The following is a 24,974-nucleotide window of genomic DNA, read 5'->3' on the forward strand; positions in this document are numbered from 1 at the left end:
TGGCTATAGACCTAACCAAAAGGATAGAACCTTAATAAAGTCCGGCTTCTCGCGCGATCATTGCAGCCTGCGTACGGTTTGCAGCACCCACTTTGCGGTAGAGCGTTTTGACGTGGAGTTTGACCGTCGGTTCCTGAATATCCAGGTCGCGTGCAATTTCCTTGTTGGACTTGCCTTCGGTCAATCCCTTGAGAACCTGGCGTTCTCTCTCAGTCAGCTTCTCAGCCAAAGCATTCGTTGGCTCTTCTTCGACGGCGGTCATGAAATCGAGCGGCGCGTATTGCTCTCCCATGGCCATAAACTTGACTGCATTCACCAAGGATTTTGCTGGCAGGGATTTAGGCACAAATCCCGCTGCTCCAGCCTCAAGCGCGCTTTCCGCGATCTGCTTCGTCGCCTCTCCGGAAATCAGGGCGACGCGTTGCCCTTCCCCCATTGCAATGGCGGTCTTCAACCCATCAAGCCCGTTCATCCCAGGCATGTTGTAATCGAGAAGGATGAGATCATAGCGCTCATCTTCTTCAATGCGTACGCATGCATCAGCGAAATTTCCAACCGCAGCGGTCTCCATTCGCCCCTCGCCCTCAAGGAACATGACAAGGGTGTCACGTAGCAGGTCGTGATCGTCAGCGATTAATACTCTCATAGCGTGTCCAATGCGACTTTCTTGCACCTTATTGTGTGACTAAGGTCAATCAAAGGCCAAAGACACGGGAAATCCGGGTGGCATTGTCCCACTTTCGGATAGGGCCGCCATCCTGCGGAACCATGCGGCGTGATCTGTTGGGCAGTTCTCGCGCCATTTGACCCACTAACCTGCCCGCCCGCTCCGTTGAGCCAACCCCCTGTTTTCGTTGATCAGAATAGCAACTGAACACGAACACAGGATCGCAAAATGAAACACGCAACCTTCGACTTCGACTTCGACACCGCATCAGACGCGACAATCCTTAAGACAACGTTTCTTCCGGCTCTCGGCCTTTCGCTCGCAGATTGTTCGCAAGTCGATGCCATCCGCGCGCTCCTCACACCTGGCCGCCGCATGGCCTTTTTCATGAACGCGCACTGCTGCAACATTCTGCACCAGGACCGCCAGTACAAAGCGGCGGTTCGTCGAGCTGACGTTCTGCTGCCTGACGGCATTGGTGTCGAAATGGCTGCCAAGATGTCCGGCAAAAAGCTGACTGCAAACCTCAACGGCACGGATTTGATCCCACTGCTACTGAGAGAGGCCGCAGACCAAGGCAAATCGGTCTTCTTGTATGGTGGAACGCTAGGCACGGCCGAAAAGGCAGCCTTGAACCTGATTGCAAAGACGCCCGGCTTGCGGATTGCAGGCACCCGCGATGGTTTCGCAGGCGCCGCCGATACTGCAGAGGTCATTGCCGATATCAATGCCAGCGGCGCTGATATCGTCTTGGTCGCCCTTGGTGTGCCGATGCAGGAAAAATGGGTGCACCAGAATGCGGCATATCTGAATGCCGATCTAACAATGGGTGTGGGCGCTGCGTTCGACTTTTTCGCTGGTAACGTAGCGCGGGCACCCAAGTGGGTGCGTCGTGCCAAGTCCGAATGGGTTTGGCGCCTGGCGATGGAGCCTCGCCGCATGGCCAAGCGGTATCTGTCAGGCAACTTCACCTTCCTCGTACGCGCAGCCGCAGCGACGGCCCGTCAGGCATCAGGCGCGTCGATCGCGCGCCGCATCCTGGATGTGACTATTGCAACATCTGCACTCGTTCTGTTGGCGCCTGTCCTTGCTGCCACCGCAATTGCCGTGAAGTCCGAAAGCAAGGGGCCGGTGCTCTTCAAGCAGACGCGGATCGGTAAAGACGGTATCCCGTTCACGATGATCAAGTTCCGTTCGATGGTTCAAAACGCCGAAGAACTGCGCGGTGGTTTGCTCGAAACATCTGATCGCGAAGGTGTCTGCTTCAAATCAAAAGACGACCCACGGATCACACGTGTCGGTCGCTTCATCCGCCGCACGTCGATCGACGAATTGCCGCAAGTGCTGAACGTTCTCAAGGGTGAAATGTCAATTGTCGGGCCGCGCCCCGCCTTGCCATCCGAGGTGCAGGCCTATCCGGCGCGAGCTTATGGTCGGCTGGCCGTCAAGCCGGGGATCACGGGGGTCTGGCAGGTCTCGGGTCGCGCAAACACCAGCTTTGACCGGATGATCGACATGGACCTCGCCTATGCCGGTTCCCGGACCGTGATGCTTGACCTCATCGTAATTGCTCTGACGTTTCGAGCTGTCATCTCGGGCCGTGGTGCGCACTGAATTCGCTCTTCCTCCACATCAATCACACAAGCAAGGATCTTTTCAATGACACATGTTCGCAAAGCCGTCTTTCCCGTCGCAGGTATGGGGACCCGTTTTCTGCCAGCCACGAAGTCAGTTCCCAAAGAAATGCTCACTCTGGTTGATCGTCCGCTGATCCAATATGCAGTCGACGAGGCACGAGAGGCCGGCATTGAAGAATTCATCTTTGTTTCTGCAGCAGGCAAAGGAGCATTGGAGGACTACTTCGATACGGCAGCCGCGCTGGAGCACCAGCTTGTGGCAAAGGGAAAGTCCGACGCCTTGGCCGCTTTGGAATGTACCCGAATGCCTGAAGGTGCGCTCACGATCCTTCGCCAAGCGCAACCCTTGGGGCTTGGCCACGCGGTTCGGCATGCCAAAGGTCTGATCGGAAACGAACCCTTTGCCGTGTTGCTGCCGGATGATGTCATCGCCAGTGAAACAGGTGCCCTCACGCAGATGGTGAAGGCCCATGCGAAGGTCGGCGGTCATATGGTGGCGACGATGGATGTCCCGCGCAAGGCAACGCAGTCTTACGGGGTTCTAGATGTCGCAAATGAATTTGGGCGCTTGTCTCATGCCAAGGGCATAGTCGAGAAGCCGGCACCAAACGCTGCGCCGTCGACCAAAGCGGTGGTTGGCCGGTATATTCTGAGTCCGTCAATCTTTGACCGGTTGGACACTTTGGATCCGGGCGCAGGTGGCGAGTTGCAGTTGACCGACGCGATCAATGCCGATGTCGATGCGGCAGGGGTGACAGGGTATCGTTTTGTAGGTGAGCGGTTTGATTGTGGCTCGGTGCAGGGATTTGTCCAAGCGACAGCTGCATTCGCCTTGGCCCGTGCGGACCTGGTTGGTGACTTCGCCGCTTTTGTGGGAAGCCGTTCTGACAGACACTATTTTTCGGCATAATCTGCAAACCTATCCGAAAGGATAGGTCCCTATCCTGATGCCCAAATGCAATTCGCCGCACGTTCTGTCACTCAGCCTGCAACAACTAAGGAGCTTTCAATGTTTACGTCTTTCAAGTCTGTGGGGTTGAACCTGATTTTTGCAATTGGGCTGGCGACTTCGGCCATCGCACAGGACATCCAGGCGCCTGAAGGCGAAGTGCTTTTGACGGCTGGCGGCGAAATCAGCGTGACAAATGTTGATGAGACGCTTCAGTTTGATCTAGCCGCACTCACGGAAATGGACAGCACTGCGTTTGAAACTGAAACGATCTGGACCGACGGCGTGCACACGTTTGAAGGTGTTTCGCTGCATGTTTTCGCAGATCTCGTCGGTGCTGAGGCAGGCACGTTTCTTGCCGCAGCGATCAATGACTACACGGTCGAGATACCGGTCAGCGACGCTGTCGAAGGCGGGCCAATCATCGCCTACTTTATGGATGGCGAAGAGATGTCCGTCCGCGATAAGGGTCCGCTTTGGATCATCTACCCATATGACAGCAGCGCGGACTATCGCTCTGAGGTCATCTTTTCTCGCAGCATCTGGCAACTCGACAGAATTGAAGTCGTAAAGTAACCCACTGGGGCAGCCCCCAATACTGGCCCTGAGGTTTCTAATTTGTCAGTCACCACTCACGAGCGAGCCAAAACCAGTCGTGCGGTCGCGGTACTGGCTGGTTTTGTGGCTTTGGCAGCAATCGTGCTTCTGACCTATAATGTCTCGCGTGAAATACGGCTCTTGGGTTCGGCAAGTTCTGACAATGTTCAGTGGGCGTTGTCGCAGACCGAAGTTGAATTCCTTGTGTTTTCAACACGTGCATCTGCGCCAGTGCCTGATCTGAATGACATTCGACGCAAATTCGATGTATTCTATAGCCGCATTGATACTGTTGGGCGTGCGACCGTCTTCGAGAACTTGCGGACCAATGAAACCTTTACCCGACAGCTTGATCAAATCAGGGACTTTCTGGATGAGAGTGTCGAGATTATCGACACAGATGACGCGGATTTCCTGAACCAATTGCCAATGCTCGAGGCCATGTCGGCGGAGATACGGCCGGTGGTCCGGCGACTGGCCAATTCCGGATTGGAGCAGTTCGCGATCACGGCCGACAATCAACGCCTGGCCGTCGCCAGAACCATGACTCAACTTGCCACGGTTTTGGCCAGTCTTATTGGGGCGTTGGCCTTTTTGGTGTATTACCTCAATCGCATGAATAATCGCGCGGTCGTACGAGAACGCGAACAAAAGCTGACAGCGGACCGTATGAACACGGTCATCGGCACGTCCCTGGATGGCGTCATTGTCAGCAATGAAGAGGGCAAAATCATTGAATTCAGCCCTGCCGCCGAAGCGATATTCGGCCACAACCATGAGGATGTCCTCGGCAAAGAAATCGGTGATGTCATTGTGCCTGACCATCTGCGGGACGCCCATGATGCAGGCATGGAGCGGATGCGGCAGGGTGGCCAAAAGCGGGTTGTTGGCAAAGGTCGCGTCACACTTGAAGCCAAACGCGCAAACGGAGAACACTTTCCCGTCGAGCTCGCGATTCAGTCCGCTGTAACAGACGAGGGCGAGATGTTCATTGCGTTCCTGCGCGACATCTCCAAACGCGTCGCGGCACAGGAAGAACTGGTTGCCGCGCGCGACAAGGCGTTGGCGGGGGAGAAGCTAAAGACAGATTTTCTTGCGACCATGAGCCATGAAATCCGCACGCCTCTCAATGGGCTACTTGGGAATATGGATCTTTTGCGCGATACTAAGCTGAACTCGGCGCAAAACCGCTACATGCGCAATATGGAAACGTCTGGACGGCTACTGATGAGCCATATTTCCGACGTTCTGGACATTACACGATATGACGCCGGCAAACTGAATACGCGTTCAGAGCCGGTCAATGTTTCGGCGTTGCTGCAGGATATCATAGACAGTCAATCCAGCATGGCGGCGGCCAACGAAACCACGCTGGACTGGGGCTGGGAAGGCGATCCGTTGAATTGGATCAAGTCTGATCATGACCGTTTGCAGCATGTCCTGATGAATCTGATCGGCAACGCGGTCAAGTTCACCAAGCGTGGTAAGGTTTCCTTGACCGCGCATAGTCATCGGGCAGACGACGGCCATTCCATCACCTTTGAAATCTCGGACACAGGACCAGGCATCTCACCCGAGTTGGCAGATCGAATTTTTGATGATTTCGTGACCGGCAACACTGCCTACGATCGTGATGTGGGCGGCACGGGGCTTGGCCTAAGCATTGCCAAGCGATTTGTAAGCGCTTTGAACGGCAAGATTTGGCTAGAGAGCCGCGAGGGGGAGGGCAGCAACTTTTTTGTCGATTTGCCTGTCACGCTGGCCGACCCTGGCAAAGAGCCCAGTCAGGACAACGTTACCACTGAAGTGATGGGTCAACTGAATGTGCTGTTGGTCGAAGACAACGAAATCAACCGTGTTGTCGCGCGGGAGATGCTCGAGCTGGATGGTCACAAAGTCACTGAAGCGCACGATGGGCAGCAGGGTGTCCATCTGGCCCATGTAACCAAGTATGATTTGATCCTGATGGATATCAGTATGCCGATCATGGATGGGCGCACAGCGACCCGCTCGATCCGCGAGGGAAATGGTCAGTCTGCGAAATCCAGAATTGTCGCACTGACCGCAAATGCGATGGCCGAAGAGCAGGAAGATTTCATCGCTGACGGCATGGACGGAATACTGACAAAACCGCTGACCAAGGCCGCGCTGCGGCAGGTTTTGCAGTCGGGACATCGGCAGACGCCAATCGATGGCGTGATCATCGTCGATGCCAAACACGCCTTCGAAACCAAAGACGCGCTCGGGGAAGAGGCTTATGGCAAGCTCTTGACCCGGCTTGCGGGTGAGGTAGATGACTTGATCGACTGGTTGGAAACCGCCGAAAGGCCTGACCGTTCCGATATAGCAAGCCGCGCTCACAAAGTGGCTGGCAGTGCCGCCGTCTTCGGGGCTGTTGCGCTGCGAGAGCATCTCAAAAATATCGAAGCCGCGGCCAAGGCCGGTGAAGACAGCAATGTCTTGAACCTTATTGACGAGTTGCCTAACCTGTGGCGGACCTCGAAATCAGCGATGTCTTAACGCAAAAACGTTACCGCACCGATCACACCCAAAACACGCCCAATTTCAGTAATATTCGTGACTGTACTGTCATAACAGGCAAGCGCATCGCCTGGCAGCAAATAGGGGTCATAGTCATCGCGGTCTGCACGGCGGAGCAGATCTTCAATGTCGCGCTCAATAACCGCCGACATTCCGGTGACAGGGTTGCGTGAAAACAGGACAGAAGAACGGTCAGCACTTGTGCTGCGCGGACCACCGACACAGTTGGAGTCTATCACAGCCTGCATGTAGCGGGTGCCATAAGGCACCTCGCGAACTGTTTGGCCAATCGCGGACGAGGCGTTGTCGGTTGCCGGTTGTGTAAGGTTCGACAAGAACAAACTAACCCCCGGCGGGCTGATCGGACTGGGCCGCATCAGGTCTTCCTGAAAACATTGACGGCTTGGGACCGAGACCTCATCACCCGTGAGCAGCATTATGTCGACGGCATTCTGACCCTCAAAAACGCCCTGCATGTCCAGACGATAAACCAGACCGTTGCGCCGGACTTCGACAGCAGAAATGTCGGCATCTGGCCGGACACCACCAGCGGCCCTGAGTGCTGCAGACAAGTTGCGTGCCTCAGTTGATGCGCCCAATGCATCCTGTCGGCGTCCGTCGACACTGTCGCCGGGCACGCCTCCGATTTCGACGGCCCGCGGTTCGAAAACTGCGCCAGATACACCCACGGTCACGGATGCAAAATCGGCTGCACGGACCGAAATCCTTGGCGGTTCTGCGTAGAAGTCGTTGGACAGCAATTGCTGCTCAATGTCCGCTTCGATCTGGTTTGTGCTGCGACCCTGCGCGCGGACCGGACTAAGGAACGGCAGCTTGAGTGTGCCGTCGCGCGAAATCACATAGCTGCCGTTAAAGGTTTCGTCGTCGCCAACACGGACATCGACAAGATCGTTTCGGGTCAAACGCTCACCTTGCAACGCGGATGCAGCGATCGCACTGCCTTTGCCTGTCGCGCCGCCAAGAGGTAAGCATTTAGACGCATTCAGAGCAACAGAACGCAGATTCTTGGCGTCCGCGCGCGTGACTGTCGGTTCGCGATATTGTGCCTGATAGGCATCACCGACCGAGACGCCCTCAATATTGTCTGGCGGGTCATAGCTGTTGCAGGCCGCCACAACCACAAGCGGTAGTAGCGCTGTCTTCGCGTTTGTCTTGAATGCCACTTTTGCCTCGCATTCCTTGTCAAATGAGACACTAGGGGAACCACCGACGTCGGTCCATGGGTCAAAGGTGCTGATGCCTATCCCAACGGATAGGTTGTTGCCCATTTGCGCAAGACACCTGACCCAAGGCGTCCGAGACGCGGGGCGTCATAGGTTGTTAGACCAATCCTCGCAACAAGATTGGAACTGGCCTCGTGCAAACCACATCGAACTCTAAAGCGTTGATTGCGAACCTGATGGCCTATGGCGCGTCCGAGGTTGCAGCTAAGGCATCGAGGCTACTGGTCGTTGTTGCAGTCGCGCGTACGCTTGACCTCAAAGAAATCGGTATTGCAGCCACCGCCATTGCGGCCGGTGACATTCTTAAGGCGCTGACTGAGAACGGTGTCGGGCAGCGGATTATCGCAGCCAAAGACCGTGATCTGGCAGCAACATGCGCAACCTCGCATCGTATTTTTTGGGCATGGTGTGTTGGGCTCTTCATCGTTCAGGCCTTGATAGCAGCCGGATACCTCTGGGCAGGTGGCAGCATGACCTTGGCGGTATTGATCCTGCTCTTAGGTGCTGAATACCTCTTTATGCCGGCAGGCCTTGTGAATGTCGCTCTGGCCATGCGCTCCGGTAAGCTCAAGCAGACGGCTTCGATTGCGGGCGCCCAGGTCGTGGGGGCGAACCTGATCTCGATCGTCTTGGTGTTTGTCTGGCCTTCCGCCATCGCAATGATCCTGCCGCGGGTGCTGTCGGCGCCGATCTGGCTGATCGCGGTCCGCCGACTTCAGCCATGGAGCCGTGACCGCAATGCCGGTTTGGCACCGCTGCGTCCGTTTGTTCAGTTTGGCTGGGCTGTTCTCGGTGTCGAGCTGGTCAAGGCGCTGCGTCTTCAAGCGGACAAGATGATCGTTGGTGTCACCATGGGGGCCGAAGCATTGGGGCTGTACTTCATGGCTTTCAATGCTGGGCTGAGCTTGTCGAACTCATTCACTGTCGCCTTTTCTACCGTTTTGTTCCCCCATCTGACTCAGACAGCGGACCAGATTGCTGCGCTGCGCAACAGCCTTGTGGCAGGCGTCGCAGCCATCAGCCCGATCGTTGTGCTTCAGGCCCTTCTGGCCCCAATCTATGTCCCTTTGCTATTGGGCCCGGACTGGGCCGGGATTGCTCACATCGTCTCGATCCTCTGCCTTGTTGCAATTCCAACAACGATCTGGACCGCCGCCGCCGGTTGGCTTCGTGCCAACAATCGACCCGATATCGAGCTTTGGGTCACGATCGGACTGGCGGGTGGCATCATCTTGAACACCTATCTCCTCGCGCCGATGGGCCTGACGTTCGTTGCGACCGGTTACGCGGTCACGGCCACAATAATCTTTATCGGAGCATCCATCCCCGCAATCAGACCCGCATTCCTCATGCGCAGTACAAAGGCTTAAACCATGACAAGCTTTTCAATCATTATCCCATGTTTCAATGCAGCTGAGACGATCTTGGAAACGTTGTGCAGCCTCCAGGCCCAAACCGTCACAAACTGGGAAGCGGTTTGCGTTGATGATGGGTCAACCGATGCAACGACCCGAATTATCGCCGCCGCCCGAGATGCGGACCCGCGTATCATTTTGACCCACAATACAAGCAAAGGCCCAAGTGCGGCGCGCAATCATGGCGCTCTGACGCTGGCAAAGGGTGAGATCATTGCATTCTGCGACGCTGACGACCTTTGGTCACCAAGCAAGCTGGCCGAACTGAATGCAGAATTTTCGGATCTTTTTGTCGATGCCGCATTTGGCAAAGTAGCCTTTTTTCGTGATCGACCTTCAGCAGTGACCGCCACGTCGACCGTTCCGTCCAAGCCGTTGCACATTCCGATGTTGCTGAGCGAAAACCCAGTTTGCACGATGTCGAACCTGTCCATCCGTCGTGCGATTTTTGAAAGATCAGGCGGATTTGATGAAACGCTGGTTCACAACGAGGACTTGGAATGGCTGGTTCGGCTCGTGGGGCAAGGCGCAAACGTCGTTGGGCTTCCGACTACTCAGACGTTTTATCGCGCCAGCCCTTATGGCCTTTCATCAGACCTGAAGGCGATGGAAGTTGGTCGCAAGGCTGTTCTTGAGACCGCAGCATCGTTTGGTTTCGAACCAGATGCTGCATCAAACGCCGTCTATCAGCGTTACCTTGCCCGTCGCGCCTTGCGCCTCGGCCAGGGCCGCACACTGGCGTTGCGTTTTGCGTTGTCTGGACTTGCCATATGCCCAAGCGGCTTTTTCGCCTCACCCAAGCGCGGAGCTTTGACGTTGATCGGCGCATTATGTGCGTTTGTTCTTCCTACACCTGTTTGCCGAACTCTGTTTTCACGCTGAGTCAAAGGATCAATACTATGCCATATGTTTCCATAATTGTGCCTGCTTACGATGTTGCCAGCACCCTGCCGGAAACGCTCGGCGCGTTGCTTGCGCAATCTTTCTCAGACTTTGAAGTTCTTGTCGTAGATGACGGTTCGACGGATGAGACAGCACGCATTGCTCACAGCTTCCAGAGCGATGATCGCGTCAAGCTGATTTCCCAACGCAACCGCGGTTTGGCCGGCGCCCGCAATTCCGGCATCGCGGCCGCCCGAGGTGGGCTGATCGCATTTTGCGATGCTGACGACACCTGGGAACCTGAGAAGCTCGAAACCCATGTCCGGCATTTGCACGCAAACCCTGATATTGGGATCAGCTATGCCGGTTCGGCGATAATGGATGAAGGAAGTATCCAACTTGGGCGACATCAATCGCCGCGGTTGCGGGATATCCGGCCCGAACACATTTTCAAGCGCAATCCGATCGGCAACGGTTCGGCACCGGTGATGCGCCGCGCAGTGTTTGATGCCATCGCCTACCGGCCATCATTCGAAACCGAACGTGATTGGTATTTCGATGAGACATTTCGTCAGTCAGAAGACATCGAGTGTTGGCTACGCATAGCGTTGACCACGGACTGGTGCTTCGAAGGGGTTGACGGCCACCTCACAAACTATCGCATCAATGCCTCTGGACTCTCGGCTGATACGGACCGTCAACTTGCATCGTGGGAGAACATGGTCTCAAAGCTGCGGCCGATTAACCCGACCTTCTTTGACGAACATGAGACAGCAGCACGGTCATATCAGTATCGCTATCTTGCGCGCCGGGCAGTGAGTGATTTTGACGGTGTACGGGCTTGGAATCTTACGCTGCAATCCCTGCACCAGTCGTTTCGCCCGGTTTTCGAAGAACCGATAAAAACAATCCAGACTGCGGTGGCGGCGGGGGCACTAAGACTTGTTGGGCCAAATGCTCTGCGTCCCTTCCTGGTGGCCAAGGGAGCGAAGTCATGACGCGTCCGATGAAAGTCGTCCACCTTGTTGATGACACGACTGCCGGGGGCATCACGCGGGTTGTCGATTTCATTTTGTCCGGCAATGGCAGGCAGACCGAGATCCAGCACGAACGTCAGGTTGCATCGCGAGGCAAACTTAACGCTACGCGCTACGAGGCAGATGTCATCGTATCACATCTGACGTTTTCCTGGCGAAACCTGCCGGCGCTCATTTTACTTCGGGCGTCGAATGCCGGGAAGCCAATGATCCATGTCGAACATAGCTACACTGAAGGATTTGTGGCCCATAACGTGACCCATCAGCGCCGGTTCCTGACACTGCTCCGCACCGGCTTTTCCTTGTTCGACCAAATTGTGAGCGTGAGCTACGCGCAGGCAGATTGGTTTTCAGCAAAGAACCTGTGCGCCAGAAGTAAGGTTTCGACAATCCAGTCCTGCGTCGACCTTGCTCCGTTCCGCTCAATCCCGGCCACGGACGGTCCTGTCCGGATATTTGGTGCCATTGGTCGGCTTGATCGTCAAAAAGGTTTTGATGCGTTGATTGCGGCATTCAAGACATGCGAGGCGCGTGACATCGAACTTCACATTTTTGGGGAAGGCGAAGAGGAAGAAAATCTCCGTCAGCTCGCTGCAGGCGATCAAAGGATCGTCTTCAAAGGCTTTGCGGCCTCACCCACCGAAGCGTTCGCCAATATTGACGCCGTTGTAATGCCTTCGCGCTGGGAAGCTTACGGCTTGGTCGCCATCGAAGCGATCAGTGCCGGTAAATTGTTGATCTGCTCGAATGTTGACGGATTGCAGGACCATGAACCGCTCGGCGCTGAGTTTCTTGAGCAGTATTCAAAGAATTGTATAGCGTGCAAGATCCTGCAAGTTCGGTCGCGGGCAGGTAGCCCACTCAACGAATTGAACGCGAAATCCATTATCCTCGAAGAAACATTCTTTCTAAAATGGCGCCAACTGCTTTGTGCCAACTCGCATTTTTGGACCAGCGAATCTGGTGACAAAGGTCTCATGGCGGGTCGGACATGACGCTCTCAGTCCCTCGGCATGCCCCCCATGATTGCCGCGAACCGGCTTTGGGCCGTCAATCAAGGTTTAGTGAGGCTATTCACCAAACATCTCCACATTGATCCTTGACCCCTGCCATTCCTTCGCCATGCGGTCGATCATTGGGTTCCATCAGATTGGTGCCACCCAGTCGGAGCGCCGAGTGGTATCCGGTTCTATGGCAAACCGGCTAGCATTGTCAGTGACAACAGGACGGAGTTCACCAGTCGCGCGATCCTGAAATGGGCCAACGAAAACGGCGTTGAGTGGCATTGCATCGATCCTGGCAAGCCCCAGCAGAACGCCTTCATCGAAAGCTTCAACGGTAGCTTGCGCGACGAACTCTTGAACGAGGAGATGTTCGACAGCCTAGACGATGCAAGACGCAAACTCGCCCTATGGCGATACGATTACAACAACGTCAAGCCCGCACTCGTCGCTCGACAACAAAACACCCGCAGAAGCGCGCCGAGCGCTTGAACAATTTGAGGGCTCCGCGCCCGCCGCGCTTGCCCAAACTGACAACAAAGAATATGAAAACCAGACCCGCAGACTCTCGTTTTGAATGAGGGAGCCTCGGGGGGCAGGTCACAATTGCCTACACACTCATCGAGACCGCCAAGCTCAACAAGGTTGATCCGCAGGCGTGGCTAACATGGGTCCTCGCCCAAATCACTGACCACAAGATCACGCGCCTCGACGAGCTCACACCTTGGCATTGTGCTGCTCGAGCAGCATAACAGCGACAGTAGACGTCGCACCAAAGCGCCTTCACCGGACGGGCACTCTCTTGTCCAATTCCATCGACGTAATTCCGCGCTGTCGAAAACCGAAGTCGCCATCGGTACTGGCGCTGCGCTGCGAGGCATAGAATATGATTGAGAATGACATTCTGAGCGAAGTTGAAGCTCAAGCCATCAGACAGCTAGATATGCTCTGTCCGGACACCGAAATTACTCTTCAGGAAGCCATGGAGCAGGCCGGTTCGGCCCTTCATCAGCATGGCTTTCGAAGGGGGCTGGTTTTGATTGAGGGACAAGTGGATGATCATGGCCACCAAGCCGAATGATCAGCGTCGGTTTCTTGAATCTGATCCGACAATACCCTCCCCATAAAAAGCGGGTTGAGCAACTACCAAGCCGGTATGCATCCTTGTTCCCATTGGCTAGAGGACGCAATCAAGGTGTTTGCTTGTTTGATACGGCCAAGTCCTCAAGAGCGCTCAGGTAGGGCAGTGCAGGGAGGAGATATGCCACTAGAATATTCGATAAACTTCCTAGGATTTGAACAAGAGAACGTAGAGAGTGGAGATGTTTTGACTCGCGACGGTGAACATCTTGGCAAATGGGTATACGGCGAGCAATACGGTATGGAATGGTACTACTTTATCCCGAACGGGATGGAACGTCCCACACTGTCGGATCACCACCTCAGCTTCCTGCTGGCGCTGATTACAGAATGGCATAAATCGCGGAACCGGGTCACCAACAAACGATTAGCTACTACAACGTCGACTTAAACATCCACAGCCCGCTACAAAAGCATGTTCGGAGCGAAAGAACTCAAACCATAGACGCACCGTCAGCGCCACCCCCAACTAAAGCGAGTTGCAGACCATTTGGGGTGAATGCGATACTCTTGGCCCAGCGTTGGGTGAATCGCTCGATCCGAATGCGCTTTGATGCGGCTGCGACCTTGTTTATGAATTCAAATGCGAACGGGTCCGCTTTTCTGCTCCACTATTCGGGCGTAACGTTCGACTTGTTTACGGTCTGTTAACCAATTCTTCTGTCAACATGTAACTACTGCTTTCTGGAACTAGAAAACCATTTGCTGGGGAAGATAATGCACGAACACCGATGGATTGTTGGTATACTTGAAGATATTGTCAGGTACGCCGAAGATAACAAACTCGACAGGCTGAACGATACGATCAGGGAGGCGAGAACAGTCGCGATTCAAGAAGTTGGATATCCCATACATCGAACCTTTTCCGCTAAGCCAAAACTGTCTTTGGTGAAGTAGATCCTTCCGAAATCGACTTGTCCATTCAGGCGAGGCTCAGCTGTAGATTGCACTTTGGCGTCGGCAAATTTTGCCAAGTTAAACTTTGGCTATCCAATGTTAACCTAGCCTGACGTAAGCGTCTAAAGACATAATTTGGGGAGTGCACAGAATGGAAAAAGAGCTGCTAAGCGTTTTGGCTTCGTAGGACTTGAGGCCGCGCTTTATGAGGTTGCGACCACGCTAAACGACCAACATTTCCTTAGCAGCGAATCTGCTAAGGAGACCAGGCTGAAAGACGCGTAGACCTACCGCTACTTCCAAATGGGGCATCGAAACGTTGAACAAAACGCAACTTGTGAGCCGTTGCATTTCGTCTTCCCCGTTCCTTCGGGTCAATCCTCCCGTAGCAGATCCAAAATCTTTGGGAGGAGGCCAAATTGGAACGAATTTCGAGGGTGATTTCAGCATCGCTGGATTATTCTGAAGACGGAAATCTGCAGCGAGCTGCGTCTGCTGGCGAAATGTCAAGCGAAGACTTTGGGATATTTTCTGAACTCCGCCTCGTGGAGGTGGATGAAGAAGGGTCGAAGGTGAACCTCACAAGCCTAGGAAAATTCGTGATGAGTTTCTTGGGTCGATAGAGTGAAACTGACTCGCGGGGCTGCCCACCAACTGCGAAGCAAGTTGACTGTGTGAGGGTGTGCGTGCGATGATGGCGACAAGGAATTTGGAACAAATTGGTTAACAAAAGGCAAAAAGCAGTTGGAGAGCTTTACCAAGTAGCCTTGCTAGACCGCCTTAGAAACTACCCTATTTCGACCAGCTCTCTTTGCGTCATAAAGCAACTCGTCCGCCCGCTTCAGAACCTCTGCGCCCGCAGTCGAAGCTGATGACAACCCTGCCAGTCCAACACTTGCTGTAATTCCAATCTGATGTCCACTTGCAAAAATGATCGTTGACTCAAGTTCTTGGAGTAAACGAATACACGCAATCTCTGCGCTTTTGACTTTGGTTTCAGGAAAAATGACGGCAAACTCCTCACCGCCTAGTCGCCCTACCATGTCGATGGTGCGGAACTGATTGATGAGTTTGCCTGATACCGCGCGCAACACCTGATCGCCTGCATCGTGGCCATAGGTATCATTCACCGCTTTGAAGTGGTCGATGTCTATCATGGCAACAGCAAAATGATGCTTGAATCTTTTTGCGCGAGCGAACTCGGCCTCCAATCTTCCCAAGAACGGTCGGCGATTGGGCAATTCGGTCAAAGGATCCGTATCTGCTTCCTTTTGCAGGATCTCATAAGCTGTGGTCAGCTCCCGGATACTCACCATATCGATCAAACTTTGCTCAACAATTACAGGGATATGGCGGATGGAATTTGCATTCATCAGGCGAAGTATGGCGGCAATCTCATCATCCGGGCCGCAAGTGATGACATTCGGAGACATCACCTTAGCAACAACTGTGTTGGCTGGAAGCGCTTTTATGTTGGCGACAACAGGTAGCAAATCACGTTCGGATACAATCCCCACCAGTTTCCCTGCCGCATCGCAGACAACAAGTGCTCCAATGCGTAGTTCCATCAACTTGGTTGCCACCTCACTCAAAGTCGAAGTTGGCGACACCTTTTCAACACTATTAGTCGACTTCTCAGCCAGAAGTTTCGCTATCTTCATGCCATGCCTTTAAGCTGCGTCTCTGGGCAAAGCATGTCGAAACCAAATGAATCCTTTGTGAAGAAGTTCGATGATGGCCCGGTTACAGTGGGGCATGTGGAGACAGAGCCTGAATGGCAAACGACTCTACTCTCGATTTCACACCGGCTAATCGGAGATAGGCCGTTCACGAAACTATCGGAGGACGTGCCGGTACTTAGTTTTGCCGTTTCTATCCAGCACTTCAGCAAAACAAGAATGCGACGCCTGTGATGTGTTGATGACTCTTGGTTTCCCCCCCACTGCCACTCCTATCACTCTAAATAGAACCTTGTTCGCTGCTTCCTCTGTACAATCCATCAGCAAGATTGTGATGTGTGTGGGCGCAACCGCCAATACTGAATCCGTCTTGCGAACAAGGGAGCGGATCAGACTTACCGAAAGCCCCATACAGGTAAGTCCATAGGCGCTAGAAGCTTCAGTTTCGTCCCTTTGAGTATCCGTCATCCTGAACGATATCGAGCAGTATCTTTGTCGCTTTCGCTTAAGCTGCCAAGTCATCATCTTGTACGAGAACGAGTTGAATAGGTGATTCGTCATACTTGATGCATTCCGACTGTCAGACATGATCCCCAACTAGCTAGGTTCGGGTTTTCAAATCGCCGAATTCTTCGAACGTGCTCCCAAAAGGGTTCAACATAAAACTACTAATAAACAGTTCAATTATTCGCGGTTACTGGACAGTCCAAGGGCATCCTTCGCCACTGAATCTTTCACAAAGCCCAACGGACAAGCGATACCTCGAAGTTGTCACACAGTCTGACCAAGCAAAAAATCGCAAGTGTAAGCTATTTGAATTGCCTTCGCTGGCGATTTCATCCGAGTGTGGGACCGCAAAGTAGTCGGCAAACGGTCAGCGACCCCACTGCTCTCGGTGGGAGAAAGTATTTTGACGATATCATACTGGGCGGGTTCGTTCTACCTCTAGGAGTTCAACCGCTCAGGTGCCAGAGTGCTTCGGGCCAGCGGGCCCCCCCCCAAAAATGGCCAGTTGTAGAATCCCTTTCAATCGGCATACTCCCAACCCTCGACGGACTTGCCATGCCTATAGGCGGAACCCTCTCGATCAAATCCGCTGATGAGTGCTTGAACGACCACTCTTGCAGCCTGCAATCGAAGGCTGAACACAGTACGTAAGGTCCGCTCGGTATGTTTACGATTCCTTAACTATGAGACCGGTCAAAATACAAATCAACTTGCTGGAACTAGATAACCTTTGCTGGGGAAGATGATGCAAAACCACGGATGGATTGTTAGCATTCTTGAAGATGTTGCTTGTTACGCCGAGAAGAACAAACTGGAAAAGCTTGAGGAGACATTGCGAGAGGCGCAAGCTGTCGCTGCCATCGAAACGGGCTGCGAAACTACCATCTATCAACGGTCAAAACGGGCCAACCTTCACGTCGTGAAGTAGGCGCACAAAGTGGAATGCTGCCCATTTGGCGGGCATGAAGTTTTGTGTGTCCACCAAATAGGCAGAATTCTGCCGCATCTACTAACAGATCCTTGAGTTTAACTCCTCGTTAACCTTCCCTAATTACGCCTTCCGTTGACGTAAATTGGGGAAAATGTCATGGAAAAAGAACTTCTGCACCTACGATTGGTTGATGCGATCATGATGGCGAAGCGCTCAGGCTTTGATGGACTTGAGCAGGCACTTTATCAGGTTGCAGCGACGCTGAACGAGGACACCCTTTGGAGCGACCGCCCAAACTTGGTTGATCAAGACAAGTCTTTCAAACCGGTCAGATAAGTACGTAGAGCGGGCGATAACTCACAACTTGCGAAAATGCCGTGCCGAGCGGTTTTCGGGAGCCATACCACAAGGTCATGATTGGAAAAGAAATGCCCACTCGCCAGTGAGCGAGTGGGCTGTGTGAGGGTGTATCGCGAGGGTTGCGATGCATCGACCATGAGGAAAATTGGTTATTAAAGAATGAAGGGATGGCACAGCCTCACTAAATCGACATGCAATCTAGGATTTGTAGACTGCTTGTTTCGTTCTTATCTCTACGAGATACTATGCACTCTGCCCTGTAAGCTGACTGAACGGGCTAGCCAAACTGGGGCGGAACACAATTGTTCACGGAGTGATCGATTGGCGCGGAATGGACCTTGACGAGTTTTACTGGTGTTCGAAGACGGGAAGAATGTGATGAAACATTCGACTGGACGGTGCGAGGTGTTCAAGATGTTGCGTCTTTCCTCGGTGCTTCCGATCCCTATTCCGGGGCAGCGGCCTCGCTGGACGATATGACTTGTGCGTTTTTGTCAGCCCTGCGTTCTCGAGACATCTCAAAAGCTTGCGAACTCGGTAACATCTCGGACAATTGGCCAGCCTTGGCATTGGGAGCCATTGCACATCTCGATAAAGCATGGAGCGATGACACGCTTACAATCGGGGAGATTGCGGAAACCTACTGGACATTGCGCAGGACGCTGGACGAACTGACCTCATCCCAAGCACGAGCGGCCCAATCATCACTCTTCATTGGCACGGCCATCATATGGATACCAAAGACCGAACAGCACACTTTTGGGCCTCAAATGCTCGTCGACAACATCAGACGTTTTGGGTGGGACGCACATCTTTGGCACGACTTCAGTTCAGACGATTTGATTGAGAAAATTGGGTCTCACGACATAGATGTTATCGGTGTCTCGATTGGTACGGACAATCAGTTGGATGGTTTGGCAGACTTAGTCACACAGATCAGGCGGTCTGCCATAAACCCCAACATCAAGATTTTAGTCGGCGGCAGCGCTATTCATGGATCCCCAAACCTCTATAGCTTCTTGGGTGCCGATGCCGTTTCAGCTTCGGCAGATGATGCAATGGACTTCTTCGAACGAGGTTGGACGGAGTCGGAACGTAGAGAAGGCCGGTTTGATGGGTGATGCGCCGATTGATGGGTCGGGAAAAAACCCTTGGAGCGGTTACGACGCCGCCGCGCTTTTGGCGTCTAGTGGCGATGTCAGCATCCTGTTGTCGGAGCGTATCGAAGTTCTGGACGTTGTGGTGCCAGAAAAGAAGAAGTTCGACTTTGATCTCCGAACGAAATGGTGCGGACGGGGGCTTGTGGACATCGTGGCCAAGGACAGCGCCGTCAAGATACCGTCACTGCTAGGACTCGACGCAACACCGTCAGTTGCAAGTGACCGGTGGCGACATCTTAACTTCATGGTGGAAAGTGATTCCGAGATCCCTCTCCTCGCCAAGAGTTTTCGAGTTCAAGCAACATTTGGACCCGTCCATCAAATCGTTTGTAGAGACCTCCGACCAATGACGGAGTTGAATGCACGATGGCAAGCCGAGAACGAAAAGCTCCTCAAACAGATTGCGCGTGAACCTGCGCCATCGGCAGAACAATTTAGCGCATCTGCGAGCGCATTGGTCGGGGCGGCACCTCTCGCAGACATTATGGCAGCAGCTGCCGATGAGGTGGCGAGAATCTGCATTGCTGAAGCGCTCCGCTCCTGCCGTGGCGATGAATTCGCCGCCGCTGAGTTATTGGGGATCACTCGCTTAGAGCTCAGGCGGAGGAAAAGAGCCTCACTACATTGATGGCGCTCGAGACAGTCTCAGGGAATGTTCTCTCAGATGCGAATTCGACATTCGATCTCAGCTGTAGACCCAATGCTGTGCCTTCAATCCACTCGCTCACTCGGCGAGTGGATTGAAGGTGAATTTCGAGAGGATCGGCACGCCAATCGTACCAAATTGAATATATTAACGTTGTCCTTCCCAACTCTTAATCAGTACGGTGGTTGAACTTGTTTGGCAAAACTTGCGTCGGAAAAAAATCTTCTGATAACGTGTTGATCGGCGTCCTTTTCTCCACCAATTCGCACTTCGGCAGAGCAAGTGAGTGTTGCCAGCGAACCGCTGACGACCTGGACCTCATTCCCAATCGACTCGCGGATGACCCTATCAAGGACCATCTTGGCTCGTTCGCCGCAACAATCCATTAGAAGAATGACGATTTAACGTAATTGACCAACTTTACGTTGGGTAATGCACACGGTTTCCTTAGGCGCTTCAGGTACTTGGATCTCGGGCGACAAAGTAATCGAGAAACGGTCGCGATTGTTAGGCTCTCATTAACCTTAAGCGACAAACGTTCAAGGATCACACAACTTGGGGTAGTGTCATGTTAAGCTCAAAGAATGCTCTGGAGAGAGCTCAAACTGTTGCACAAAAATACTTGGGCGACTGTCAAAATCTAACTGAGGACCAACTGATTGGTAGAATTGAAGACAAGGGCTACGCACTGGCAAGGCGGGGACAAGCTGCCGAGGCGAACTTTCTTTTCGTGGCCGTATCAGACCTTGAGCTGGCGAGAAAAAGAGACTGCCAGTAACGCTCGCCTTAGTTTCTGAGGGAGACAAAGCGTCGGTTGTGCCAACTCTTGGCCCTCTTCATCGACGACGAAGCCAAACTCTTTTTCGGGCTAAACCACTTTAGCTCTCCCGTTGCTACAATGGAAGAATTCGGTTCGTCTACTGTGACCTGCCCCCCCGAGGCTCCCTCATTCAAAACGAGAGTCTGCGGGTCTGGTTTTCATATTCTTTGTTGTCAGTTTGGGCAAGCGCGGCGGGCGCGGAGCCCTCAAATTGTTCAAGCGCTCGGCGCGCTTCTGCGGGTGTTTTGTTGTCGAGCGACGAGAGCGGCCTGACGTTGTTGTAATCGTATCGCCATAGGGCGAGTTTGCGTCTTGCATCGTCTAGGCTGTCGAACATCTCCTCGTTCAGGAGTTCGTCGCGCAAGCTACCGTTGAAGCTCTCGAAGAAGGCGTTCTGCTGGGGTTTGCCAGGATCAATGTAATGCCACTCAACGCCGTTTTCGTTGGCCCATTTCAGGATCGCGCGACTGTTGAACTCCGTCCTGTTGTCACTGACAATGCTAGCCGGTTCGCCATAGAACCGGATAAGTGCATCCAGTTCCCGTGCCACCCGTGCGCCCGAGACGGCTGGTGTCAGCCATCAGGCACAGGTTTTCCCGGCAGCAATCATCATTCACGGCCAGAATGCGGAACCGGCGAGATGCGCCGAACGTTTCAGACAAGAAGTCTAGCGACCATCGTTCTCCGGGCCGCAGCGCTTCTGGCATCGGTGTTCGTGACCCACGTGCCCGCTTCCTCCCCCATCGTCGCCTGACGCCCAGTTTCTCTTCTGTGTTCAGGCGATACAATTTCTTGTGGTTCATCACATATCCTTCGCGCTCAAGCATGATCCCGATCCGGCGATAGCCAAACCTGCGCCGCTTATTTGCGATCTTCTTCATCTCTTTGCGGATCTTCGGATTGTCAGGCGGACGGTCGCACCTGACGGTTTTTGGATCGACACCAACCAGCCTGCACGCCCGCCATTGCGAGATGGCATGATCTCGCATCGCCCTGAGCGCTGCTTCCCGTCGGTCGTTTGATGTCGTCAGTTCTTTCCCAGCAAGTCTTTCAGAACCACGTCATCCAGCGTCTGGTCCGCCAGCAGACGCTTCAGCTTGGCATTCTCATCCTCGAGTGCCTTCAGCTTGACTGCATCAGACACCTCCATGCCGCCATACTTGGACTTGAATTTGTAGAATGTGCCCTGGCTGAGGCCGTGCTTGCGGCACACCTCAGCCGTTGGCATCCCGGCTTCCTGTTCTTTGATCATTCCAATTATCTGCGCTATTGTGAAACGGCTCTTTCGCATTCGTTTGCTCCTTCAAAAGGTTGAGCAAACTCTACATTAAAGTCCAGGAGGTTGCGGGGGGCAGGTCAGATCGCGTAGCGAACAAGCAGTGCGACGCTAACTAGACTTCGGTCCGAATTTATAGGTGCTTGTCTAAGTGTGCTATGCGTCCGGTTTCTACCATTTGCTGTTAACAGCCGGTGGGATTCATTTTTCATTAACTAGTGACCTGCAGACTATTGAGATCCACTCGGGAGAACCCTGATGATAGCTATCTTTTACGGTCTAGTCGCGACAGCAACGACGCTTGCGATGTACTTGATATATGGTCTGAATGCGGGTCAATTGGTGGCGGTATACTATGGGTCGGCAGCAGTTTGCGGGCTAGTGCTCCAAGGTATAGCTAGCTTCAACAGCCGACGAACTCACCAACCAGAAGAGTTACTCAACGATCCCGAAACTCGATACGAAGTATTCGATGGAGTGATCCTTCTGACGCCAGAACAGTAGCTATTGATAGAAACGTTGGACTCGTTGTGTCTTGCTCCACAATTTGATCCTTCGCAACTCCTACATTGAAAGAGCGATTTGGATCAGCCTAGCTATTACAGCTAACAAGGCACTTCAAAGAACAGAAAAGCAAATCTAGGTGGAAATCTGAAGGTCAGCTACGGCAACAAACAGCCTCTTCGCTGAGCCGAAATCCCCTTCTCGGGCAAGTTGGTAGGCCTTTTTCTCTAGCTCGCCGATCAACGACACATCCGATGCCTCTTTCGGCCAATCATTCATGTACTTCGCGACCACCTGCATAGCGAGGTGGCGCCTGTGTGCGCTAGTTTGCATGTCTTTGTTTCCAGCAAGACACCCCCCCTACGTCTTTCTGGTCCCTTAACCTTAATATAATGTTACTAACATTCTCCGGTCATGATGAGTGATGGAACAGCCGATCAGGGACAAGCAATGTCCGCTTTGGAGAAGCTGCACTGCAGCGAGAACTAGCGAGCTGAATGGCAAGTTGGGGCCGTCCTAAACGACGCCTTACTCCGCAAGTGTTGAGATGCTGCGCTTCCTCCAAGGTCGGCAGAGAGCCCACAGCGGAAGTAATGATTCCTCGCTGCGCGCGCACGCAGCACGGAAATTGCTGCGGGCACTTGGATTTTGGCGCGCGAATGCGGCGGTGAAACCGGCCATTTATCCGGGCTACTACTAAGTTTGGAGCACAAACCCACGGGCGGCAGATCAGTTGCAATCAGATTTGCGAGTAGCATTCCGACGTCAGCGCGGTGCTGATGCTTGGGTTTGGAGGGCGGCAAGGAGGGCAAATCATGCCTCGAGTCCAACTTCCTGCTGTCACCCCGAAACGTAAAGCCTGGAACAAGGGGCGGATCGTCGGCCAGAAACGACCGCTGCTACCAAAACAGGTTTGGGCGATCCGAGCGCGACTGGAACTGGCGAACAACCTTCGCGATCTGGCGCTATTTAACGTGGCCATCGACAGCAAGCTACGCGGGTGTGATCTGGTCAGGCTTTCTGTGGTCGATCTGGTCAAAGTGGACCGCGTCCGAGAACGTGTTTCGGTCATCCAGAGCAAAACCAAACGACCTGTTCAGTTTGAACTGACGGAAAACACAAGGGAAACTGTCCTGGCTTGGGTCAAATCACCCGAAATGTTGGTTTGCTCGTTCATGTTTCCCAGCCGCTTTCACGATCGCCCGCATATCTCAACCCGTCAATATGGCCGGTTGGTGCACGATTGGGTGTCGTCAATTGGTCTGGAACCAAGCGGATACGGAACGCATTCGCTTCGCCGAACCAAAGCTGCTGAGATCTATCGAAAAACAGGTAACCTGCGCGCAGTTCAGCTCTTGCTAGGACACACAAAGGTCGACAGCACGGTGCGCTACTTGGGAGTTGAACTCGAAGATGCGCTGAGCATCGCCGAAAATATTGACCTTTAGGCATTGGGTGAGCGGCTGATGCCGCTCGCCTTTGCGGGCCGACCCGCTGCAAGCATCAGGTTTGACGTAAGATGACCAGCGCCGCCAAAATCTATTTGACGTCCGCTCGCCATAACCATCCCGGACCAGATAAAGTCGGGTGAATTTGCTGCCAGCTCCAAGTTTGTAATCACTCAGACGGCCAACCCTTTTTGCTCAAGTAGCGATCCGGATGGCGGCGCAAAGTTCGGGGTGCAGAATCCAGTTCCCCGGCTTCTCTTCGTGTCCGGAATCACTGCTAAATCCAATCAGCGCAACTCCATCCAAACTCGTTGAAGGCACCTTGGAACCTGTCTCTGTAGACAAATAGCCAGCAATCATTCGACCCGCGCTTGCTAGCGCTTTTTTGGCTGAGGCAGTGGATTTGTAACTGCCCGCATTCGCGACCCTCTCCTCTGTCAGCCCGTCCGCTTCCGCCAGCGATAACGCCATCAACATCGCGCCTTGCGGTTTTGTCAGATTTACAGTGTTGAGGGCCTCCACGTATTCGTCGGATGTTGGTACCTGTGTCCCGGTGCTTGGATCTGTCCTTCGGTCCTCGCTCCTGCGGGTTTCACGCGCATCGATGACGCAATGCAAAGCTGCGATCGCGGCTTCTTCGGTCTTACCGGTTGCCTCGGCAATCAAACCACGGGCTTTCGTCGGCGGCTTTGGGAATGCCCGAGCCATGTATACGCCCGCGACACAAGCGGACTTGATCTGATATCGGCCATATTCGCCCATGCGGATCGCCATAGGGGCTTCTTTATCGGTGTACTTGGCCTTCGATTTCTTCGACATAGCCTTGAAGACGCCACGTCCCGCATCTGATCTGTTTGGCGCTGTATAGTCTGACATCGGTTGGTCTCCTGAGGATGGCAAGTCACAACGCCGGTTCGGCGGTTACCTATCCGGCAATGGAACTGCTGCGTTAGTCGGTGGGAGAAGACTAATAAACAAATGGCCGTCGGGCGATGGGGCGCTCCAAAGGAGCGCCCACTTGCAAAGATCAGGCGAGCGCGATGTTGGTTGCGCTTTCGCGGCCGTCGCGGCCGGCCTCGACATCGAAGGTCACCTTCTGATCGTCTTTCAGGGAGGTCATCCCCGACTTCTCAAGCGCGGAGATGTGTAGAAATACATCCTTGCCACCGTCGTCAGGTGCAACGAAGCCGAAGCCTTTGGTGGTGTTGAACCATTTCACTGTGCCATTGGCCATGTGAATTTTCCTTACTTTATCGCTGCCCACAACATGCGGCAGCCCGGCTTCTCACGACAGTGTCGAGTGCTGCGAGCCAGTGAAGGAAAACAGAGGGTCGAATGGAGGTCAGTACCCCATAAAACGTGGTGGCTGCCGGGGAGGATTACAAGGTGCACTCAGTGCTTTGGCCAATGTTCCCTTTGCCAAGAGAGCATTGATCCACTATGGATCACAAGCTGCCGGATACCCTGGCAGCCAGAAAAGGAAAGCCAGAATCTCGTTCAACGACTTGGCGAAGAAAGAGGCCGCCGACAAAAGGGCCTTGCAAGAAAAAGATACGAAACCGCAGACTGCAACCAAACGACCTCCTGAAGCAAAGACCGAGCCGACCGACCCAAAATCAGGTTGAGAGTCTGAGCA

21 protein-coding genes and 3 pseudogenes are annotated in these 24,974 nt (G+C 53.6%); 18 read left to right on the plus strand and 6 right to left on the minus strand.

The features are described 5' to 3' along the window. Window positions 1-31 precede the first annotated feature (31 nt). Window positions 32-646 (minus strand): LuxR C-terminal-related transcriptional regulator, encoded by a 615-nt coding sequence (locus AB3Y40_RS19765; protein WP_369440616.1) that lies wholly within the window; start codon window positions 644-646, stop codon window positions 32-34. Between the two features lie 249 nt (window positions 647-895). Between AB3Y40_RS19765 and AB3Y40_RS19770 the strand changes: the two genes are divergently transcribed. The 4 genes from AB3Y40_RS19770 (at window position 896) to AB3Y40_RS19785 (ending at window position 6,370) form a co-directional block, all read left to right on the plus strand. Then, window positions 896-2,281 carry a WecB/TagA/CpsF family glycosyltransferase gene (locus AB3Y40_RS19770; protein WP_369440617.1) on the plus strand — a complete coding sequence of 462 codons (1,386 nt, stop codon included), beginning with the start codon at window positions 896-898 and terminating at the stop codon, window positions 2,279-2,281. Window positions 2,282-2,326: 45 nt separating this feature from the next. Continuing rightward, complete coding sequence (locus AB3Y40_RS19775; RefSeq protein WP_369440618.1) at window positions 2,327-3,214, plus strand: UTP--glucose-1-phosphate uridylyltransferase; 888 nt, start codon at window positions 2,327-2,329, stop codon at window positions 3,212-3,214. A 99-nt stretch (window positions 3,215-3,313) separates the two neighbouring features. Continuing rightward, window positions 3,314-3,829, plus strand: a complete 516-nt coding sequence (locus tag AB3Y40_RS19780; protein WP_369440619.1) for a putative pterin-binding protein — start codon at window positions 3,314-3,316, stop codon at window positions 3,827-3,829. A 450-nt stretch (window positions 3,830-4,279) separates the two neighbouring features. Then, the gene (locus AB3Y40_RS19785; RefSeq protein WP_369440620.1) at window positions 4,280-6,370 is read left to right on the plus strand and encodes a PAS domain-containing hybrid sensor histidine kinase/response regulator; all 2,091 of its coding nucleotides are present in this window, start codon (window positions 4,280-4,282) and stop codon (window positions 6,368-6,370) included. Here AB3Y40_RS19785 and AB3Y40_RS19790 read toward each other — a convergent pair. Then, window positions 6,367-7,575 (minus strand): polysaccharide biosynthesis/export family protein, encoded by a 1,209-nt coding sequence (locus AB3Y40_RS19790; protein WP_369440621.1) that lies wholly within the window; start codon window positions 7,573-7,575, stop codon window positions 6,367-6,369. The two genes, AB3Y40_RS19785 and AB3Y40_RS19790, sit on opposite strands and share 4 nt — an antisense overlap. A gap of 194 nt (window positions 7,576-7,769) precedes the next feature. Between AB3Y40_RS19790 and AB3Y40_RS19795 the strand changes: the two genes are divergently transcribed. The 8 genes and pseudogenes from AB3Y40_RS19795 to AB3Y40_RS19830 all read left to right on the plus strand — a co-directional run bounded on the left by AB3Y40_RS19795 (window position 7,770) and on the right by AB3Y40_RS19830 (window position 13,501). Beyond that, a complete protein-coding gene (locus tag AB3Y40_RS19795) occupies window positions 7,770-9,005 on the plus strand; it encodes an oligosaccharide flippase family protein (protein ID WP_459554015.1) in 1,236 nt (411 codons plus the stop codon). A 3-nt stretch (window positions 9,006-9,008) separates the two neighbouring features. Next, window positions 9,009-9,932: a glycosyltransferase family 2 protein gene (locus AB3Y40_RS19800; protein WP_369440622.1), complete on the plus strand. Its 924-nt coding sequence runs from the start codon at window positions 9,009-9,011 to the stop codon at window positions 9,930-9,932. Between the two features lie 17 nt (window positions 9,933-9,949). After that, the gene (locus AB3Y40_RS19805; RefSeq protein ID WP_369440623.1) at window positions 9,950-10,930 is read left to right on the plus strand and encodes a glycosyltransferase family 2 protein; all 981 of its coding nucleotides are present in this window, start codon (window positions 9,950-9,952) and stop codon (window positions 10,928-10,930) included. Further along, on the plus strand, window positions 10,927-11,964 hold the full coding sequence (locus tag AB3Y40_RS19810; RefSeq protein WP_369440624.1) for a glycosyltransferase family 4 protein: 1,038 nt from the start codon (window positions 10,927-10,929) through the stop codon (window positions 11,962-11,964). Before AB3Y40_RS19805 ends, AB3Y40_RS19810 begins: the two co-directional genes overlap by 4 nt. 186 nt (window positions 11,965-12,150) lie before the next feature. Next, window positions 12,151-12,547: pseudogene (locus AB3Y40_RS19815) on the plus strand (integrase core domain-containing protein); the annotation flags it as partial. 31 nt (window positions 12,548-12,578) lie between these two features. Next, window positions 12,579-12,722, plus strand: a pseudogene (locus AB3Y40_RS19820) (transposase domain-containing protein); the annotation flags it as partial. A 134-nt stretch (window positions 12,723-12,856) separates the two neighbouring features. Continuing rightward, entirely contained in the window at window positions 12,857-13,051 is a 195-nt protein-coding gene (locus tag AB3Y40_RS19825; RefSeq protein ID WP_369440625.1) for a hypothetical protein, read from the plus strand. Window positions 13,052-13,231: 180 nt separating this feature from the next. Continuing rightward, window positions 13,232-13,501: a hypothetical protein gene (locus AB3Y40_RS19830; protein ID WP_369440626.1), complete on the plus strand. Its 270-nt coding sequence runs from the start codon at window positions 13,232-13,234 to the stop codon at window positions 13,499-13,501. Window positions 13,502-14,777: 1,276 nt separating this feature from the next. On the opposite strand, the gene AB3Y40_RS19835 is transcribed toward AB3Y40_RS19830, so the two are convergent. Then, a complete protein-coding gene (locus AB3Y40_RS19835) occupies window positions 14,778-15,668 on the minus strand; it encodes a diguanylate cyclase (RefSeq protein WP_369440627.1) in 891 nt (296 codons plus the stop codon). A 1,267-nt stretch (window positions 15,669-16,935) separates the two neighbouring features. On the opposite strand from AB3Y40_RS19835, the gene AB3Y40_RS19840 reads away from it, so the two are divergent. From AB3Y40_RS19840 to AB3Y40_RS19855, 4 genes are all read left to right on the plus strand, one after another. Further along, window positions 16,936-17,121: a hypothetical protein gene (locus AB3Y40_RS19840; protein WP_369440628.1), complete on the plus strand. Its 186-nt coding sequence runs from the start codon at window positions 16,936-16,938 to the stop codon at window positions 17,119-17,121. 159 nt (window positions 17,122-17,280) lie between these two features. Next, complete coding sequence (locus AB3Y40_RS19845; protein ID WP_369440629.1) at window positions 17,281-17,460, plus strand: hypothetical protein; 180 nt, start codon at window positions 17,281-17,283, stop codon at window positions 17,458-17,460. 362 nt (window positions 17,461-17,822) lie between these two features. Then, complete coding sequence (locus tag AB3Y40_RS19850; protein ID WP_369440630.1) at window positions 17,823-18,605, plus strand: cobalamin B12-binding domain-containing protein; 783 nt, start codon at window positions 17,823-17,825, stop codon at window positions 18,603-18,605. Further along, complete coding sequence (locus AB3Y40_RS19855) at window positions 18,598-19,272, plus strand: helix-turn-helix domain-containing protein (protein WP_369440631.1); 675 nt, start codon at window positions 18,598-18,600, stop codon at window positions 19,270-19,272. Before AB3Y40_RS19850 ends, AB3Y40_RS19855 begins: the two co-directional genes overlap by 8 nt. A gap of 968 nt (window positions 19,273-20,240) precedes the next feature. On the opposite strand, the pseudogene AB3Y40_RS19860 reads toward AB3Y40_RS19855, so the two are convergent. Further along, window positions 20,241-21,401: pseudogene (locus tag AB3Y40_RS19860) on the minus strand (IS3 family transposase). A 1,304-nt stretch (window positions 21,402-22,705) separates the two neighbouring features. On the opposite strand from AB3Y40_RS19860, the gene AB3Y40_RS19865 reads away from it, so the two are divergent. Beyond that, on the plus strand, window positions 22,706-23,338 hold the full coding sequence (locus AB3Y40_RS19865; RefSeq protein ID WP_369440632.1) for a tyrosine-type recombinase/integrase: 633 nt from the start codon (window positions 22,706-22,708) through the stop codon (window positions 23,336-23,338). A 195-nt stretch (window positions 23,339-23,533) separates the two neighbouring features. Here the strand turns inward: AB3Y40_RS19865 and AB3Y40_RS19870 are convergent, their stop codons facing one another. Then, on the minus strand, window positions 23,534-24,214 hold the full coding sequence (locus tag AB3Y40_RS19870) for a hypothetical protein (RefSeq protein ID WP_369440633.1): 681 nt from the start codon (window positions 24,212-24,214) through the stop codon (window positions 23,534-23,536). A gap of 151 nt (window positions 24,215-24,365) precedes the next feature. Continuing rightward, a complete protein-coding gene (locus AB3Y40_RS19875) occupies window positions 24,366-24,572 on the minus strand; it encodes a cold-shock protein (protein WP_369440634.1) in 207 nt (68 codons plus the stop codon). A 166-nt stretch (window positions 24,573-24,738) separates the two neighbouring features. Between AB3Y40_RS19875 and AB3Y40_RS19880 the strand changes: the two genes are divergently transcribed. Next, complete coding sequence (locus AB3Y40_RS19880) at window positions 24,739-24,963, plus strand: hypothetical protein (protein ID WP_369440635.1); 225 nt, start codon at window positions 24,739-24,741, stop codon at window positions 24,961-24,963. Window positions 24,964-24,974: the final 11 nt, after the last annotated feature.

The organism is Yoonia sp. R2331, from assembly GCF_041103235.1.
In the GTDB taxonomy this organism is placed as follows: Bacteria; Pseudomonadota; Alphaproteobacteria; order Rhodobacterales; family Rhodobacteraceae; genus CANMYO01.